At 44.1% G+C, this 18572-nt stretch carries 10 protein-coding genes and 1 tRNA gene; 7 read left to right on the top strand and 4 right to left on the bottom strand.

Annotation, left to right across the window (positions count from 1 at the left end; genetic code table 11):
• The first annotated feature begins 175 nt into the window (after positions 1-175).
• The 5 genes from recC to MHM98_RS12240 all read left to right on the top strand — a co-directional run bounded on the left by recC (position 176) and on the right by MHM98_RS12240 (position 10338).
• Positions 176-3601 (top strand): exodeoxyribonuclease V subunit gamma, encoded by a 3426-nt coding sequence (recC, locus tag MHM98_RS12260; protein WP_239439615.1) that lies wholly within the window; start codon positions 176-178, stop codon positions 3599-3601.
• On the top strand, positions 3594-7268 hold the full coding sequence (gene recB / locus MHM98_RS12255; protein WP_239439613.1) for an exodeoxyribonuclease V subunit beta: 3675 nt from the start codon (positions 3594-3596) through the stop codon (positions 7266-7268). Before recC ends, recB begins: the two co-directional genes overlap by 8 nt.
• Complete coding sequence (gene recD / locus MHM98_RS12250) at positions 7265-9373, top strand: exodeoxyribonuclease V subunit alpha (RefSeq protein WP_239439611.1); 2109 nt, start codon at positions 7265-7267, stop codon at positions 9371-9373. Before recB ends, recD begins: the two co-directional genes overlap by 4 nt.
• A gap of 85 nt (positions 9374-9458) precedes the next feature.
• The gene (gene pdxH / locus MHM98_RS12245; RefSeq protein WP_239439609.1) at positions 9459-10115 is read left to right on the top strand and encodes a pyridoxamine 5'-phosphate oxidase; all 657 of its coding nucleotides are present in this window, start codon (positions 9459-9461) and stop codon (positions 10113-10115) included.
• A gap of 132 nt (positions 10116-10247) precedes the next feature.
• Positions 10248-10338, top strand: a tRNA-Ser gene (locus tag MHM98_RS12240).
• 67 nt (positions 10339-10405) lie between these two features.
• Here the strand turns inward: MHM98_RS12240 and MHM98_RS12235 are convergent.
• The 3 genes from MHM98_RS12235 to MHM98_RS12225 form a co-directional block, all read right to left on the bottom strand.
• On the bottom strand, positions 10406-12508 hold the full coding sequence (locus MHM98_RS12235; protein WP_239439607.1) for a sensor histidine kinase: 2103 nt from the start codon (positions 12506-12508) through the stop codon (positions 10406-10408).
• Between the two features lie 108 nt (positions 12509-12616).
• Positions 12617-13504 (bottom strand): DMT family transporter, encoded by an 888-nt coding sequence (locus tag MHM98_RS12230; protein ID WP_239439606.1) that lies wholly within the window; start codon positions 13502-13504, stop codon positions 12617-12619.
• A 77-nt stretch (positions 13505-13581) separates the two neighbouring features.
• Complete coding sequence (locus MHM98_RS12225) at positions 13582-15255, bottom strand: ABC transporter ATP-binding protein (protein ID WP_239439605.1); 1674 nt, start codon at positions 15253-15255, stop codon at positions 13582-13584.
• Positions 15256-15402: 147 nt separating this feature from the next.
• Between MHM98_RS12225 and MHM98_RS12220 the strand changes: the two genes are divergently transcribed.
• A complete protein-coding gene (locus MHM98_RS12220; protein ID WP_239439604.1) occupies positions 15403-16278 on the top strand; it encodes a TetR/AcrR family transcriptional regulator in 876 nt (291 codons plus the stop codon).
• Positions 16279-16378: 100 nt separating this feature from the next.
• Positions 16379-17452 (top strand): diguanylate cyclase, encoded by a 1074-nt coding sequence (locus MHM98_RS12215; RefSeq protein WP_239439603.1) that lies wholly within the window; start codon positions 16379-16381, stop codon positions 17450-17452.
• Here the strand turns inward: MHM98_RS12215 and MHM98_RS12210 are convergent.
• Entirely contained in the window at positions 17445-18572 is a 1128-nt protein-coding gene (locus tag MHM98_RS12210; RefSeq protein ID WP_239439602.1) for an amidohydrolase, read from the bottom strand. The two genes, MHM98_RS12215 and MHM98_RS12210, sit on opposite strands and share 8 nt — an antisense overlap.

Here is an 18572-nt window from a genome sequence, read left to right as displayed (position 1 = left end):
CCTTTTAACGCTACCTATTACTTGAGAATAACATATGATGAAAATCCAACATATCATAAAAAAAGATGAGTGTAACTATTGAGCAATAGTTTTTTTATTGCGCTGTTTTATTGTCTTTTTTCACTGCTTTAATAGATAATCAAAGCTTTCTAATCAGTCACTTATCAGAGGGTTTGTGTTTAGACTTTACCACTCAAATAAACTCGACGTTTTAAAGAGCATTCTAGCGCATATTATTAGCCAACAACCTCTTGCTAATCCCTTTGAATCGGAAAAAATACTGGTGCAAAGTCCCGGTATGGCACAATGGCTTAAACTGGAACTGGCTAAAGAGTTTGGGATCTGTGCCAATGTCGCTTTCCCGCTACCAGCGAGCTTTATTTGGCAAACCTTTGTCGATTTATTACCCGATGTGCCAGAGCGTAGCGCCTTTAATAAAGATGCTATGGCGTGGCAGATAATTAAGCTGTTGCCACAATATCTGCAACAACAAGAATTTGATGAGCTCAATAATTACCTCACCGATGATGAGCCTTTAAAGCTGTATCAATTAGCCTATAAAGTAGCGGATATTTTCGATCAGTATTTAGTGTATCGTCCACAGTGGATTGAAGCATGGCAAAACGGCGACTTTTCGACTTGTCGAGATAAACTTTGGCAGGGGATTTTATGGCGCAAGCTGTTTGAGGTGATTACCGCCAGCGGTCAGAGCCATTACCATCGCGCCAACCTCTATGAACATTTACTCACTGCGTTAGATAGCAAAGATGCTGCTAAAAAATTGCCCAAACGCATTTTCGTGTTTGGTATTTCGGCGCTGCCGCCAAAGTACTTACAAGCGCTTAAAATGATGGCGCAGCATTGTGAGGTTCATTTCTTTTTAAATAATCCGTGTCAGCATTACTGGGGCGATATTGTCGACCAACGTTACTTAGCCAAACTTAGTAAACGGCAGTACCAGCAGCTCAATCTCGATGATTTTAGTGAGCAAGTGGCCGTCAGCGAGCAGCCTCAATTACTTGAAGAGCAACAGTTTAACGCCCTTGGCGAATTAACTGTTGGCAATCCACTGTTAGCATCAATGGGCAAATTAGGCCGCGATAATCTGGCGCTATTGTTGGAGTTGGAAGCACAAGAAGTTGATGCTTTTGTGCCAAGTGAGCAGCGCAATCTACTCGATTTACTCAACGATGATATTCTCGAGTTACAAGACTCAAGCTTTATTCCACGCACTAAAGCACAGCTTAGCGATCTTAGTCCAAGACGAATAATCGCTGATGACGATGATTCTATCGTTATTCACGATTGTCATAGCCCAATGCGGGAAGTGGAAGTGCTGCGCGATCAAATCTTGGCGGTGCTGCATCAAGATCCAACACTGACGCCAAAAGACATTGTGGTAATGATGCCTGATGTTAATGCCTACAGTCCTTATATTCAGGCGGTGTTTTCTCATTCCCACAACTATATCGATTTTTCCATTTCAGATCGCAGTGCGGCGCAAGAACATCCGATCTTGCTCAGCTTTTTGACCTTGATGTCATTAACCCACCTTCGCAAGAGTGCTAGCGAATTGTTTAGCCTGTTAGAAGTACCGGCAATTATGGCCAAGTTTGAACTAACGGCTAGCGACATCGACGGGTTAAAACGCTGGATCGATGAGTCGGGAATTCGTCAAGGTCTTGGAGAGCAAGGCGTTTATACCAATAGCTGGTTGTTTGGCCTTAATCGCATGCTCAAAGGTTATAGTCAGAGCGAAACCGATCCACTGCAAAATAATGGCGGGTCATTGTGGCAAGATATTCTCGCTTATCCTGAAACCGTCGGTCTCGCCGCCGAAACGCTAGGGCAACTGAGTTATTTTGTTGAGTTAATTTCTAAGTACAGCGCAGAATTGTTGGGGGATAAGACGATTGAGCAATGGCAGCACTTGATTGCCAATATGCTTAATGATTTATATAGCGAATCAGCGGAGAGCGAAAGCGAACTGGCTATTATCAATGATGCACTCGCTGCGCTGGCGCAAGAACTCACGTTGGCAGATTATCGAGCAGCGATTAGTCATGAAGTATTGTTGGCGCACTTGCAAAGTAAGCTTGAAACAGGTGCCAGTAGTCAACGTTTTCTCGCTGGTAAACTAAATTTCTGTACGCTGATGCCGATGCGCTCCATTCCTTTTCGCGTGGTGTGTATTTTAGGCATGAACGACGGTGTTTACCCGCGCTCAATTGCACCTATCGGCTTTGACTTAATGGCGAATCAGCATCAAAAAGGCGATCGTAGTCGCCGCGATGACGACAGATATCTATTTTTAGAAGCGATGTTAAGTGCGCAAGATAAACTCTATTTGAGTTATTGTGGCCGCAGTATTAAGGATAATAGCGAGCGCTGTGCTAGCGTTTTATTAAATGAGGTTATCGATTATATTTCGTTGTCCTACCGTTTGGCCTCCGATCAAGAATTAGATGCTGAAGCGGCAAGCAAGTCGATCATTCAAAAGCTGGTTTGCAAGCATCCGTTAACGCCTTTTAGTCCTCTTTATTACAATGGAGAGACACAATCAACTGATGCTAAAAACAAACTGTTTTCTTATCAACGGGATTGGCTTGGTGCCCACAATAAGGCGCAGCAAGAAGATCACCTTGCGGCGCAGTCCTTACAGCTGCTAATTGATTCTAATGTCATCGCGATAGAGCAATTAACGCGTTTTATAAAGCACCCTGCGCAATACTTTTTTAATCAGCGTCTTGGTGTTTATTTTAACGATGAAGATGGCGAGTTACTCGACAGTGAGCCATTCGCCCCTGACGGCTTAGTCAGTTATCAGGTTAAACAACAGCTATTAGAAGGCTATATTCATCACGCCGATCAAAGTACCCAGCGCCATGTACGAGCCTTAGGTGTATTGCCGCATGCGCATTTTGCCGATTTATTTTTAACTGAGCAGCAACAAGTTATGTCGCCATTGGCAAGTGCCATAAAACCCTATCTAACTGCGCCGAGTGACGATGTTGAAGTCGATATTGCGATTAACAGCCACCAGCAAAGGTTCGCAATTCAGGGCTGGCTAAAAGAACATTACAATCAGCGATTATTAGTGCGCTACAAACCGGGGAAGGCTAACGCTAAGTTTTTCGTTGAATGCTACGTGCAGTTTTTGTGTTTTTGCGTGGTATCGCCACACCAACAAAGTCAAATGGCGATGTTTACGCAAGATGGTCAGTGGCTGTTTAATGCCATTACTCAACAAGAAGCACACTTGCGCTTAACTGCACTCGTCGATATGTACATTGAGGGGCTAACTAAGCCCTTACCTTTGGCACTGCAAAGTGGTTGGCGCTATCTTGATACACGCTTTGATGAAGAACGCAGCCAGCTAGTCGATGATGAAAAGACCATTGAAAAGGCAAATCGGGCCTTTAAAGATAGGTTTAATGGCAATATGCGGATTCATGGCGAAGGGCAAGATGCTTACCTAGCACGCTGCGTCAACGGCGCAAATTTTGAGATATTAAACGAGAAGTTACAAACACAAATGATTGAACTTGCATTAGCCGTTTTACTCCCTGTGCGCCAATTGTTGGAGACTGTTGATGACTAACATTAGCACTCAAAACATTAGTAATAAAAATACTAGCACTCAAAATACGCCTCAGCAGTTAAATGTGATGAGTCTGCCTTTGGTAGGAGAACGTTTGATTGAGGCCTCCGCAGGTACAGGTAAAACCTACACCATCGCAGGACTTTATCTACGACTATTACTTGGGCATGGCGGGGATAATGCGCATCCAAGACCCTTGTCTGTTGATGAAATCTTGGTAGTGACCTTTACTGAAGCTGCGACCAGTGAATTAAGAGATCGCATTCGCTCGCGCATAGTGCAAACGCGGCAAGCTTTTATTGCAGGATTTAGCGACGATCCTTTAATTAGCCAATTACTCGACAGTGTCGTTGATCACAAACAAGCAGAACAATTGCTGCTCAACGCCGTAAGGCAAATGGATGAGGCGGCAATTTTCACCATTCACGGTTTTTGTCAGCGCATGTTAAAAGAGCATGCGTTTGAATCTGGCAGTTACTTTGAAACCGAGTTTATTACTGAGCAAGCTGATATTAGAACACAAGCGATTGAAGATTTTTGGCGTGAGCATTTTTATCACACCAATAGCGCTAGTGACTTTATGTTGGCCAAGCTGGTGGCAAGTTTGTATCAATCGCCGCAAGATTTATTGCGAGATATTACTCGTTATCTTACCGATCCTTATTTGCAGTTTAATGCACCGCTGAGCCAAACGTCGTTAACGCAATCTCTCGATAGTATTATCAGCGAAATCGATAGCTTTAAATCGAAATGGCTCGCTGCTTATGGCGAAATCGCTACCCACCTGAAAGAATCAGGGGTTGATAAGCGAAGTTATAGCACTCGCAATTTACCCAAATGGCTTGATGAAGTGACCGATTGGGCGCAGCAGCAAACAACGTCGATAATCTTGCCAAAATCGTTAGAAAAATTTGATAGCGCAATTTTGGTGGAGAAAACTAAAAAGGGCGCTGCGCCATCGCTACCTATTTTTGATGATGTACATAAATTTCGCCAAACCGATGTCGATCTCAAGCCCGCTATTTTAGCCAAGGCGATTCATTACACCAGAGCCCATGTTACCGCCCATAAAAAGCAGCAATCGCTGATGTCGTTTGATGATTTGTTGGTGAATTTAAGTAGTGCATTGGACCATCAAGTTAGCCCACAAGCGGAAACGCTGGCGAGTAAAATTCGCACCCAGTATCCGCTGGCGATGATTGATGAGTTTCAAGATACTGATTTAATGCAGTATCAGATTTTTAGTACTATTTATGGCCAACAAGCCGCTGCAGGCTTATTGATGATTGGCGATCCCAAGCAGGCGATTTATAGCTTTCGCGGCGCCGATATCTTTACCTACATTAAAGCCCGTAATAGCGTTGAAAATCATTACACCCTCGGCACAAACTATCGCTCGACACCGGATATGGTGGCTGCGACAAATGCCTTGTTTGAGCAAGCTGAGGCTCCTTTTATATATCGTGATGACATCGGATTTTCCGCGGTAAAATCTGTGCCAACGGCGACGACTTTTACCATTGATGACAAGCCGCAAGGCGCTATTTCTCAGTGGCTAGTCGACGGAGAGGACACCTTATCTAACGGTGATTATCAAGCAAAGATGGCACTCGCTTGCGCCAATCAAATCAATGACATTTTGACAAAAGCCAATCACGGCCATGCTGGATTTGAAAAAGATGGTGAACTACGCCCCGTAAAAGCCAGCGATATTGCGGTGTTAGTTCGCACCGGACGCGAAGCGCAAATGGTGAAAGAGCAATTGTCAAAGCAAGGTATTGCCAGTGTCTATTTATCCAATCGCGATAGTATTTTTGCCAGCAGCTTGGTACAAGACTGCGCCAGATTACTGCACGCCATTGCCAATCCTAATGACGGGCGCGCTATTCGCAGTGCCATGGCCACGCCATTGATGGCGCAATCCCTGCTTCAATTGGAGCGTCTTAACAATGATGAACAAGCGTGGCAGCAACTTGTCGATGAGTGTCATTATTATTTAGGGCGCTGGCAGCGTGTTGGCGTGCTAGCCATGCTGCGGGAATTTATGCATCAGCAACAATTGCCGAGTCAGTTATTGTCACAGCCAAATGGTGAGCGGCAATTGACGGACTTGATGCACCTTGGTGAAATTCTTCAGCAACAAAGTCTTGAGATTGTTGGCGAACATGCCTTGCTCCATTGGCTTGGCGATCAAATTAACAATGTGGGACAAGAAAACCAAGAGCAGCAATTGCGTCTTGAGTCTGACAATAACTTGGTGCAAATAGTCACCATACACAAATCTAAAGGCTTGGAATACAACTTGGTATTCTTGCCATTTATTTGTAGTGCCCGCAGCGCCAAAGAGCCAATTTATCACCAAGACGATAAATGCGTGGTGGACTTAACGTTTGACAGTGACTCCATTGCCGCTGCAGATAAAGAGCGTTTGGCAGAGGACTTACGCTTGTTTTACGTTGCCATCACCCGCGCTGTGCATCACGCATGGCTGGGTTTTGCGCCAGTGAAAAGCGGTGTCGCCAATAAAGCCAAAACCACAGATCTTCATAAAACCGCAGTTGGCTATTTGTATCTCGGCAGTGAGGAGACAAATGCAAGCGCGTTAAAAACACGGCTTGAAGAAATTAGTGCGCAACATTCGCAAATTAGCCTTTGTCTGCCGCCGCTAGAGGCTATGCCGCGTTATCAGCAACAAGAAGTAACTAATGAAACTTTAGTTGCGCGACATTTTGAAGGCGAGATTGAAAATAATTATTGGATCACCAGTTATTCGGCACTGTCGAAATCCAGCCATAGTCACAACGAACAAGATATTGATGCTAGCGTTGAGAGCTTGGTTATCGATTGGGAAGAAGCCTTGGCTAACGTTGATGCCAATCCGCTAGAGCAAATGGTGGAGCAATCGGTGTTTAGCTTTCCGCGGGGCGCTGATGCGGGTACTTTCTTACACACCTTGTTCGAAGAAATTGATTTTAGTGAACAAAATCCACAGGTATTTAGCGACAAGGTCTCTGAGCTGTTAGCACAAAGTGAGTTTGATGAAGACTGGCAGCCGATTTTATTAAAGCTGATTGATGATGTGCTTAATACGCCGCTCGTTCAAAGAGAGAGTGAGTGCCAATTGCCGCCAAACTTTACCTTGTCGATGCTGACGATGCAGGATAAACAAGTAGAGATGGAGTTTTTTATGCCGATTGAATCCCTCAACGCTGGGCAACTCAATCGCTGTTTGGCTAAACACGATCCTTTGTCTAAACAAGGCGCGCCACTGGGATTTAGCGATGTTAAAGGCATGCTAAAAGGCTTTATCGATTTGGTATTTATTGCCGATGGCAAATACTACGTGCTCGATTACAAATCCAATCACCTTGGCGATGAGCGCAGTGATTATTCAATGGATGCGATGACGAATATGATGATAGATCACCGCTACGATTTTCAATATCAGCTCTACAGTCTAGCGCTGCATCGTTTACTCAAATCGCGCATGGCTGATTATGACTTTGAAACCCACTTTGGCGGCGTATTTTATCTGTTTGTAAGAGGCATGGATAAAACCAGTGATGGCGGTGAAGGAATTTTCTATAACCGACCATCAAAAGCCTTTATCGAAGAGCTCGATGCATTGTTTAACGCCGATACAATAGACGCAGGTGCCTTGTCATGAGTCTAGAAAAAACTGAAATTATTGATAACAGCGATAAAATGCAAGCGCTATTGACTCAGTTAGAGCAACTGTCCCGCGATAAACATATTCGAGTGCTTGATTATCAATTTGCGCGCTTTATCGCGCGGTTTGAGCCTTCACCGCTGGTGGTGCTAGCGGCTGCTGTAGCTAGTTATCAATCGGGGCAGGGGCATGTTTGTGTTTATCTTGATAATAACCAGTTAGATACCTTATTCAATTTACCACCTTTTGTGCGAAGCAGCTTGTTAACACCGTTGTTTAATGCCGTTAATTCAAGTGCGAGCCAATGGCAGCAAGACATGACTCAGGCGCTTAATAATAGCAAGAATGTTGGTGAGAACGCGCCGTTAATGTTGGTGGCAAACCGCTTGTATCTACAGCGTTATTGGCACAGTGAACAAGCGATTAGCCAATTTCTTCATCAGCGCTCGACAACCATAGCGCACAGCGATATAGCCGCTCGTTTAAATGACTTGTTTCGAGTCGATATAGCTTTTTGCTGGCAGCAATTACAAGCTCTTAAAGCGCAAGGGCTAAAATTAGATAGCTTTTGCAGTGATTATTTTCACCTGCGAGAAGATATCGGCGTTGATAGCGAGGCGATGGCGCAATATCTCAGCAATATCGATTCTATAGCGGAACTAGAAGAACTCTATCAACAGTTCTCTCCTGCACAGCGTATCGACTGGCAACAAGTGGCCGTTGCCCAAGCAAGTGCCAGTAAATTTAGCGTGATTTCAGGGGGGCCTGGCACAGGTAAAACGACGACGGTGATTAAACTGTTGGCATTGCTGGTGGGACAAGCACTTGATAACAACCAAAGCTTAAACATCGAGCTTGTAGCACCGACAGGTAAGGCAGCTGCGCGATTAACCGAATCTATTAGCGGCGCAATTAAGCGGTTAAATGTCGATGAACAGTTAAAACAGCTGATTCCGACGCAAGCGAGTACTATTCATCGATTACTCGGTGTTATTCCCAACAGGCAGGCGTTTAAGCACAATAAGAGCAATAAACTGCACGTCGATGTGCTGATTGTTGATGAAGCATCCATGATTGATATTAGTTTGATGAGTAAGCTGTTTGATGCCATCGCTCCTCATACTAAGTTGGTGCTGCTAGGCGATAAAGATCAGCTTTCTTCAGTAGAAGCTGGCGCTGTGTTTGCTGATATCTGTCATGGCATTAGTAATGGCCCTAATTACAGCCAGCAAACCAAAACCTGGTTAACGGAGCAAATGGGATTTGTTATTGATGAACTGTGCCACAATAATCAGCAGGGCAGCGTCATAGATGACAGTTTATGTTTATTGCAAAAGAGTTATCGCTTTAACGAAAAATCCGGTATCGGCGTACTTGCTAGTGCCGTCAATCGAAGTGATATCAGTGCATTGCAGGCCGTGTGGCAACAAGGCTTTGACGATATAGCGCTTCATACGCAAGACAAACCACAGCAGGCGGTAATTCGATTGGCATCCCTTGGCTATCAAGATTATCTCACCAATGCCAACGCATTGAGCAACGCTGTTGGCGTTGAAGCGCTGTTGGCGCAATTTGGCGAATTTCAATTACTGGCCCCTACTAAAAATGGTGCACTTGGGGTGGATACCCTTAACGAGAAAATAGAACAGCAGCTCATTAAACATCAGCTTATTGCCCCTAAACAAGGTGTATGGTACATCGGTCGTCCGGTGATGATCACCAGTAACGATCACAGCCTCCAGTTATACAATGGTGATATTGGAATTGTACTGCCTGACTTTGATGGCGATGAGCGCAGTCCTAATCGGGTCTACTTTAAAATGGCTGACGGCAGCATAAAATCATTCTTACCATCGCGATTACCTGATTGTGACACTGTTTATGCAATGACGATTCACAAATCGCAAGGCTCAGAGTTCGAGCACGTGGTAATGGCGATGCCAGAAACTTTTTCGCCACTACTCACTAAAGAATTGCTGTATACGGGCATTACCCGCGCCAAGAAATCGGTGGAAATATTTAGTGATGCGGGGATTTTGCAAAAGATGGCGCTGGCACATACCAAGCGATTTAGTGGCTTAGTCAACTTGTTAAGTTCGTGAATGAATACAAAGTTGATCATATCCATACACCTCGTCGTATGACTTGCTGTACAATTGCCGAAAAATATTAGTTGTTAAGGAAATTATGTCGTTTCTCACTAAATTACGCTGCTTAATAACAGCAGGACAAGGGGTGACTGGGTCGAATGTCAACGTCGATGTACTTGACGATCCTATCGCGATGTTTGGCCAGTGGTTTAAACAAGCCCAAGAGGCGGGTATCGTATTGCCTGAATCACTAACCTTGGCAACGGCTACACCTGAAGGTAAGCCCTCAGCTCGTGTGGTGTTATTAAAGTCCTTTGATGATAGTGGGTTTGTGTTCTTTACCAATTACGGCTCTCGTAAGGGTAAAGAGCTTACAGATAACCCCCATGCTGCCATGGTTTTCCATTGGAATATTCTGCAGCGTCAAGTTCGCGTTGAAGGCAGCATAGAGCGCGTTAGCGAAGCAGAGTCTTTGGCTTATTTCCATTCGCGTCCTCGCGGCAGTCAAATTGGCGCATGGGCGTCATATCAAAGTAGTGAAATCGATAGCCGAGAAACGCTGGCGGCGAAAGTAAAAGAAATTGAAGCGAAATACGCAGGACAAGAGATCCCACTGCCACCGTTTTGGGGCGGCTTTAAACTAACACCGCATACTATTGAGTTGTGGCAGGGCCGTGCCGATCGCCTACACGACCGTTATACCTTTACCAAAGACGATGCCGATAATTGGCAACGCAAATTGTTATCGCCGTAACTGATTAGGGGAAATCAACCTAATCGTTGAAAAAACAACAGTTTTGGTTATAAGGTGCGCAATTGAATTTTTATTTTAAAATTAGGCTTTACAAGATCCAAAAAGCTCACTAATATGCGCATCACCAGCTGCGGAGAGATGGCAGAGTGGTCGAATGCACCGGTCTTGAAAACCGGCAGGGGTTAATAGCCCCTCTAGGGTTCAAATCCCTATCTCTCCGCCACTTATTTAGAAAAGCCCGTTTAATCAATTGATTAAACGGGCTTTTTGCTTTTCTATACCTATTTTCCTTAATCTTTAGGCAGGGTAATCACAAACTCTGTACCGTTCCCTAATGTGCTTCTACATTCAATATTGCCATGTAACTGCTGCGTGACAATGTTGTAAACGATGTGCATGCCTAAACCGCTATTGCCCCCACCGCGAGTGGTGGTAAAGAATGGATCAAAAATCAGGCTAGCCACTTCTTCATCCATGCCGTCGCCATCGTCTTTGATGACAATACACATTTCATTTTTCAGATCCTGCATTTCTACAAAGATATGGCCATGAGGCTGTCTAAAGGCGTGCGTTAATGCGTTATCAACAATATTGCTAATAACGAGTGAAATCGCAGCAGGGTTAGAGCGAATACTGATAGGTTTTGGCGCTTTAAACACATTAATATGGTGTTCGTGGCGATTCACTTTAGGCTTAAGAGTCGCAATAAGTTCTACCAAATAATCAGCGATATCAAATTCGCGAATATCTTCGTCACACTCTTCAACCGCGAGTTGTTTAAAGCTTGATACAAGCTCGCCGGTGCGTTTTAAATTGACCTCAAGTACTTGAGCACTTTCGGCAATACGTTGCACGCGCTGCTCGAAATCGTTTTTGGTTAACGATTGATCTGCGATTTTTTCTTTGAGGCGCTCTAGTTCATCAAAGATGTAAGAGCAGGCGGTGATACTTACCCCCAGTGGCGTGTTGATTTCATGCGAAACTCCCGCGACGAGACGTCCTAGCGAGGCATGCTTCTCTTGCTCGATAAGTTGACGTTGAGTGTTTTGCAAGTGAGTGAGGGAAGCCTGTGCTTCTTCGGTTTTCAGGCGCAGTTGTTCAGTGCGTTCAATAACTTTTTCTTCCAATTGCTCATTGAGGCGCTTTACTTCTAGCTTGGAAACTTTTAACCGCGCATTATGCAGAGAAATATCACTAATATAGGTGTTAACTTGGCCGTACACTTCGTTTAGCGCTTCAATAATTGGCGTAAATTCATTGCGCTGTGGATAATCAATCGCATGCACAGTGACAACTTCGTTATCGACTTCTTCATGAGTAATCGACGCTTTTATCTGTGCTAATACACGGTCAAATGGTGAAAATAATAAGCGCAGAAACACCAGTAAAACTGCTAAAAATAGTAAGCCAATAAGACTGCCCATTAATAAGGTAATCCAAGTAATTTCATTGACATCGTTTTCTAAATCGCTAGCTGGGATCAATGAGCCAAAGATAAAACCAGATTGGGTGCGAGTGAAATAGACCTGATATAACACGCCAGACAATTCAATATCGGCAATTTGCATCAGAGAGTCGACGGGAATATCGATAAAAAATTCATTAAACCATGGCAATGACTGCCACTGAGCCTGATCTGCAAGTAACGCAGGAAAACTCAGGATCTGCTGTGAATCAATGTGGATCATGAAATTTTGTGAATTTGGCGTGACGTTTAAACCACTGATAAATTTGGTAATATCCGCCAAAGACCAATCCACTGTTGAAATGCCAATGGGCTTGCGATTATCGTCATACATGGTGGCGTCGACCGTCATCATTAACGAATAAGTAGCGGCATCATCGACATAGGGCGGAGTCCAAATGACCGGTTTGTAGGCTGGCTGGTCGCTTCCCCAGTTAGACTTCACTGCCACTTGGTACCAATCCATGCTGTGATAATTGTACTCTATGGTACTCAAGCTCCAGGTAAACTCGACCCCTTTGTCGGTGTTATAAGCATAAGGACCGAAAAATTGTTCTCGCTTATCATAGGCGTATGGCTCATACCAAATGCCGCCACCAACGGCTTCAGGGAAACCTCTAAAGTTACTAATCAGTGACTGCCGAAATAAATCGACGAGTTGATCGTCTTTGAGCTCTTGTTGTTGCTTGAGTTGATAAAGGTGCTCGCCAACTTCGGCTAAATGTATTGCATTGCGCTCTAGGAGTAGTGTAACAGCGTTGATTTTTTCGTTACCAACATGGAAGATTTGTTGAATTTCTTGGGTTTTTAACGCTAAAAGTTCCTTCTTATAGATGACATGATTAAATATTTGAATCGCGCCATAAGCGACTAATTCAAAGAGTACAACGAAAACAACGATTCTGGTTTTTATGTTGAGCTTAATCATGGTCACCTTAAAACTTGCATCCTGCGCAAAAAGTGTCGTCCATTAGTATGAAGTAATACTATCTAATCACATCAAGTCAAAAAAAACGAGACCGTTGTTAATTAATTGTTAATTTGGCTGTGCTGTTTTCCTTTTTAAGAGCATTTTAGGTGAAAAACCAGTGACATACATGGTGCCTATGATTACCAAGGTTCCGCCAAATAAGGTATTGAGCCCCACTGGCTCACCTAAGAATAAGTTACCCCATAATATGCCAAAAACGGGAATCAAAAAGGTAACTGAAAGCGTGGATGAAGGGCCAATTTGGGCGACTAAATTGAAATAAATGAGATATGCAATAGCGGTACATAAAATGCCGAGCATTAGCACGGCAATAACGATATTCGCATCAACGGGGCCGGCAGCTGGTAAAAAGGCAATGACTGGCAACACTAATATTGCCGCAGCCCACATGTTGCCATGGGCATTACTATAGGCTTCTATTTTCGGCGCGTGACTCGCATAGTTAGTTGCAACGCCATAACAAAATGCAGCTCCGGCACCAGCGATAATTGGCAGTATCGCATTAGAGCCCAGTTTAATTGCATCCCATCCGACTAGAATAACAACGCCACAGATCCCTAAAATCAATCCCACAATCACCGACAGTGACAAGCGAGTTTTATACCAAACAGCGCCAATAATGGCACTCCATATGGGAGCTGTAGAATTTAAGATAGCTAACGTAGAAACATTAAGGGTTTGTGCTGCATAGGCAAAGAGCAAAAACGGTAATCCAGTGTTCACAACACCTAAGATCAAAAAGTGTTTTGGATGCCTCATAAGATTGAGATTTTTGCGCCAGTACAAGCCAATCAAACTAAGCACAATAGCGGCAGAAAGAACGCGACCTTCAATGAGTACGGCTGGGCCAAGGGGAATAGCGGCAACTCGCATAAACAAAAAAGATGCTCCCCAAACTGCGCCGAGAAAAACTAACTGTAAAAAGTTGGACATTGCCCTAGATCCATCGTCACTCATTGAGCCGCTACTTTGCAGCAAAACAATGAGTGACTCAACCGAAAATTGTAAATCTAATTTTCGATAGGCTCTTTACTACTCGCTATCTTGCCATCGGCAATTTCAATCACTTCGTCATCGTTATCGATAAGCTCTAAATCATGACAGATCATAATAATTCGTCTGTCTGTTGCCAGCTCGCGAATAAGCGACATTAACGCCGATTTCTTTTGCTTATCTAACGCCGATGTTGGTTCATCGAGTAAGATAATTTTTGCTTGTCGTAGCATGGCTCGCGCAATGGCAAAGCGCTGCTTCTCGCCACCTGAGAATTGATTAGCTTGCTCTGACACCACGGCATCTAAATCGTGATTAATGCGTGTTAACCAATCGTCAAGACCAACTTGACGCAGGGTGTTAAATAGTGACTCTTGGCTAAGGTCCTCATCGAGGCCCAAAGTTAGGTTTTCCCTAATTGTTGCATGTAGTAGTTTAGGCTCTTGGTCGACCCATGCGATAGCTTGGCGTAGCTGCTTGAGATTATAACTGGCTAAAGGCTGTTGGTTGATGGCGATTTGTGAGTGTGTTTCCGGATAGAATCCGAGTAATTGGTTAAGAAGTGTCGATTTACCGCTGCCACTTTCACCAATCACCACACTCAAGCCCGCGCCATTGAATTGATGTGACACCTTGTTAAGGATCTGCTGCTCACCACGAGAGAAACTCAGTTCGTTAAACGCAACACTTTCAACTTTTGTTAGCGCTTGCTCACCACTAACGGCTTCTTGTTTAAGGCTGTCGATTTCAGACAATCGACTTGAGGTGCCAATAGCGCGATTTAAATTGGTAAAGAACATCGCCATCGACATCAATGGAAAGGCCAAACCAAATAAATAGAGCAAGAATGCGGTTACTGTGCCGAGCGTCATAGTACCTTGTGCCATCCAATGCGCAGAAAAACCTAAGATGGCAATCATGCTGATCATTAAGACGAGATTAGCGATAGGACCGATAAGAGATTCGATAAAAGTGGCTTTCATCTCGTGCTTGTAACACTCGTCGAGCAGTCCTTTCGATTTTTGATGAAGTTGCTCGTTGGCATTATGAGCTTTTATGAGGCGGGCATATCGCAGCCACTCTGTTAAGTATTTTAGTAAGTTTGCTTCTGCTGCCTGCATCGATTTACCCACATTATTCATCATTAAGGCAATCGGCGTGATTAAAATAAAACCCGTGACTACACAACCAACGAGCACTAAGGTGAGTCGCCAATCGAGTACAAACATAATGCTGATAACGGCAAAGAGTGAAATTGTGCCGCTGAGGAGACCAATTAAGTCTTCAGCTAACACCGACTTTACCTCGAATGAATCATTGACTACTCGGGCACTTAGCTCAGCACTGTGTTCGTTATCCATTTGGCTAGTTTGACTGTTAAGTAAGCGCCCAATCAAACTAAAACGCAGCTTGTAACTGATGCGATGACCGAGGCGGCCGCCATACCAACTGAGAATAGCTTCACAAACCGCACCCGCCAATACAATAACAATTAACCCCACTATGAGACTGGTGCTCACGCCTTGCACACCAATCGAATCGACAAGATGGCTGGAATAAAGCGGCAGCACTAACTCTAATGCTGTGGTAATCAGCACCAGTAAGGTTAATCCTGCAAAGGAGCGATTGGTAGGGCGCATTGGAGCAAGTAGCTTCCAAAGCGATTGGTGTGTTGCTGCAGTTTCTGACATATAAACCTCTAACTTGAACCCTTGGTCACTTTTGTAGACTTTAAATCTAAAATAATGACCGGTTGGTCAATTGTCAAGTGACCACTTGGTCAATGTCGATTTTTGTGGCATAGTTAGCCCATTGTTTAACTGCGCTGCAAATTTTATATGTCAAAACGCGATCTCATTTTATCTACCGCTAAAGCCATTTTTATCGAGAAAGGGTTTCGGGGCACTACTATTGCTAATATTGCTGAGAGTGCAGGTATCGCAAAGGGATCGGTTTATTCGTATTTTGCGAGTAAGATAGATATCGTCAAAGCACTGATATTGCAGTCGGACGAAAAAGGCTGCCGTTTAGTAGAACAGTTATTGGAAAATTCGACGTTACAAGAGCGCGCATTGTTGCAAGCTTATTTAGCGCAGGAGTTTCAAGAAGTGCTGAATGAGCGGTCATTCATTCAAGTATTTATGACTGACGATGTTCTGGTGATGGAGCAAGAACTGATGTCTGTCGTTCAAGAATGTAGGCTCAATTATCATCTCTCACAGCAGCGTGTGTTGACTCAGGCCTATGGTGAAAAAATCAAACCTTGGTTGTTTGATATCGTTTCTTTGGTGAATGGTTTGCTCCAAGAATATTCAGTTTATCTCACCCTCGATGAAGCTGATTTTTCCATTGAGCGCTGTGCGTCGTTAGTTGCTTTTTGTATTGATAGCTCAATATCATCTTTGGTGGTGTCAGATCTTGAGCCGTTATTAACGCGTGAAAATTTTCCACTCACCCGTGATTTAGACAGTGAACAAGCACAGCGTGAAAAAGCGGAAAGTGCGTTGATAGCAATGCGCGAAACCTGCGAAACCATGGATGCGGTAGAACGTAGAGCAATATTGGATACCTTGCAGCTTATCGAGAGTGAGTTAGATAAAGAACAAGTCAACCAGACGATGGTTCGCGCACTCATTGCTAATTTGCGTCCTTATCAGTCACTGCAGCGCATGCGCAGACAGTTGGCGGATGCAACAGGCGTTGAACTTATTTAAAAATATTCTTGAACTGGGTTTGAGTTTTAATAAGAAAATAGCACTATACTATTAACAGGTTTTAATATATTCCTGTTTTATTCTTTCAAAGAGATCGCCTATGAATAGTCAATTTATAGAAGTCGATTATTGTAACCGTGCTCAAGCGTTTAAGTGGTTGTGGGCAACGGTGAGTTTTGTGCAAGCCATTCTTGGTTATTATGCTTTTAGCGATAATTTGTATGCCACGCCAATCTATTTGGCCAATCTAACGTTTTTTGTGGTGGGATGTGGTTACTACTTCATTGAACTGCGCAAATATAAGGTCTTCCCAAATAACATTGTCCTCACAGGGGCGTTGATTGTCATTGTCAGTTGGCTGTTTATGGCGCATAGCATTATGCTGATGTGGAGCGAAGAGTCTGCGGTGGAAAAGGTGCTATTGCTCGGCTTTTTCTCGTTATTAATGTGTTTTAATTCCAGCCGATTCATGGTCATCGCAAGCACCATTCCCATTATGGCTGCGCATCTTTTTTATCAGGTTTATTACGTTGATTTATCGGGCATGCCGCTGTTCGTTTCTTTTATCAAATACCCATTTTTTGTCGCAGCGATTATTATTACCCATGTCAATCACAACACGCGCTTAGTGGAATCTCACCGCAAACTCGTCGAGCTTAATAAAGAGCTCACCGTATTGCGTAATATTGATGATTTAACGGCAATCTATAACCGCCGCGCCTTTGATGAAAAGCTTAATTACTTGCTAGAATTGCATAATCGAAACAAGCAACCAGTGTCGCTTATGATCCTCGATGTCGATTATTTTAAGCGCTACAACGACAGTTTGGGCCATTGGCAAGGCGATCAATGCCTCAAGCAAATAGCGAAAACATTGGGAGAAGCCGTTAAGCGTGAAACAGATGTTGTTGCCCGAGTTGGCGGTGAAGAATTTGGAATCATACTCCCTAATACCGATCTCGACGATTGCCAAATTGTCGCCCAGAACGTGATTAACACCTTAAAGGGCAAGCAATTTCCTCATCCAAATTCGGCGGTATCGAGTCAAGTGACTGTCAGTATCGGCTGTGCCTGTATTCAAGGCAGTATTAGTAGTTATGAGGCGATTTACCATCGTGCAGATCAAGCGCTTTATCGCGCAAAAGAGCAGGGGCGTAATCGCTATTCTATTTAAGGTCTAAAATGTGATCGATGAGCTTAACAAAATATCCACTGCCTGTGGCAATGAGTTCATCGGGAAAATCATAATCCGCATTGTGCAAATCAGGCGTGGCCTTACCTGCGCCTAGTCCAAACAGCGCGCCGCAGTGACGCTGCGTGAAGCGTCCAAAATCTTCTGACCATCGAAACGGCGTATCGGTTAGCGTAACGGACTCGTCTGCTAATGCGGATTTGATGATATCTACCGCTTGTGGATGATTAACAGTCGCATCGAATACATCTTCATAATTCACCGATAACGATAATTGATGTTGCTCAGCCAGTGCTGTGGCCTGTGTTTCAATTTCGCAAATGAGCTGACTCATTTCAGCGTCGGTTTCGCTGCGCAGTGTTACGTAAACCTCACCTAAACTAGGCGCAGTGCCAAAGGCTTTCTCGCCAATATTCACGCCGACAATAGTCGCGAACGTAAATGGAGAAGTTACATTAATTAATTGTGGCATATCGGTGAGCACAGGAATTAATGCATGAATGGCGTGCACTGGGCTAATGCCTGTTTCTGGCTGCGCTGCATGGGCTGTTTTACCTTCAAAGCGAATTGTTGCGCCTCGAGATGCGCAGCACATGGTGCCTGATTTTACGATGATTTCTCCCATTTCAAATTTCGGTACATTGTGGAGGGCAAACACGTAATCGGGTGAAAGCTGAAATTGTGGATCGTTAATAACAGCTTCCGCACCTTGACCTGTTTCCTCGGCAGGTTGAAACAGTAAAGTAACTTGGCCGTTTTGGGGCTTGTGTTGACTGTAATGCTCAGCAACGGCAGCAAGAATCGCCATGTGACCATCATGACCACATTTGTGTGATACGCCGTGGCATTGTGATTTATGGGCAAAAGTGTTGAGTTCGGTAATTGGCAGGGCATCTAATTCACAGCGCAGCATGACGTGCGTTTCTTCACTGTTCTCCATGTTGCCAAAGGTAATAGCGACGCCTGTGCCACCTATATTTTTCACTACTGCATCAGGGTTAAGCGCATGCATAAAGTCGATAATTCGCGCTGCCGTATCATGTTCTTCAAGTGATAGCTCTGGGTGCTGATGAAGTTTTCGGCGTAATAACTGACTGTTCAT

The sequence above is a fragment of the Psychrobium sp. MM17-31 genome (genome assembly GCF_022347785.1).
In the GTDB taxonomy this organism is placed as follows: Bacteria; Pseudomonadota; Gammaproteobacteria; order Enterobacterales; family Psychrobiaceae; genus Psychrobium.
This window is presented reverse-complemented; position numbering and strand designations above follow the sequence as displayed.

Coding starts and splice junctions, on each gene's coding strand:
- MHM98_RS12210 (WP_239439602.1), bottom strand. CDS start 18,572: ATGAACAGTCAGTTATTACGCCGAAAACTTCATCAGCACCCAGAGCTA.
- recB (WP_239439613.1), top strand. CDS start 3,594: ATGACTAACATTAGCACTCAAAACATTAGTAATAAAAATACTAGCACT.
- pdxH (WP_239439609.1), top strand. CDS start 9,459: ATGTCGTTTCTCACTAAATTACGCTGCTTAATAACAGCAGGACAAGGG.
- recD (WP_239439611.1), top strand. CDS start 7,265: ATGAGTCTAGAAAAAACTGAAATTATTGATAACAGCGATAAAATGCAA.
- MHM98_RS12225 (WP_239439605.1), bottom strand. CDS start 15,255: ATGTCAGAAACTGCAGCAACACACCAATCGCTTTGGAAGCTACTTGCT.
- MHM98_RS12230 (WP_239439606.1), bottom strand. CDS start 13,504: ATGTCCAACTTTTTACAGTTAGTTTTTCTCGGCGCAGTTTGGGGAGCA.
- MHM98_RS12220 (WP_239439604.1), top strand. CDS start 15,403: ATGTCAAAACGCGATCTCATTTTATCTACCGCTAAAGCCATTTTTATC.
- MHM98_RS12215 (WP_239439603.1), top strand. CDS start 16,379: ATGAATAGTCAATTTATAGAAGTCGATTATTGTAACCGTGCTCAAGCG.
- MHM98_RS12235 (WP_239439607.1), bottom strand. CDS start 12,508: ATGATTAAGCTCAACATAAAAACCAGAATCGTTGTTTTCGTTGTACTC.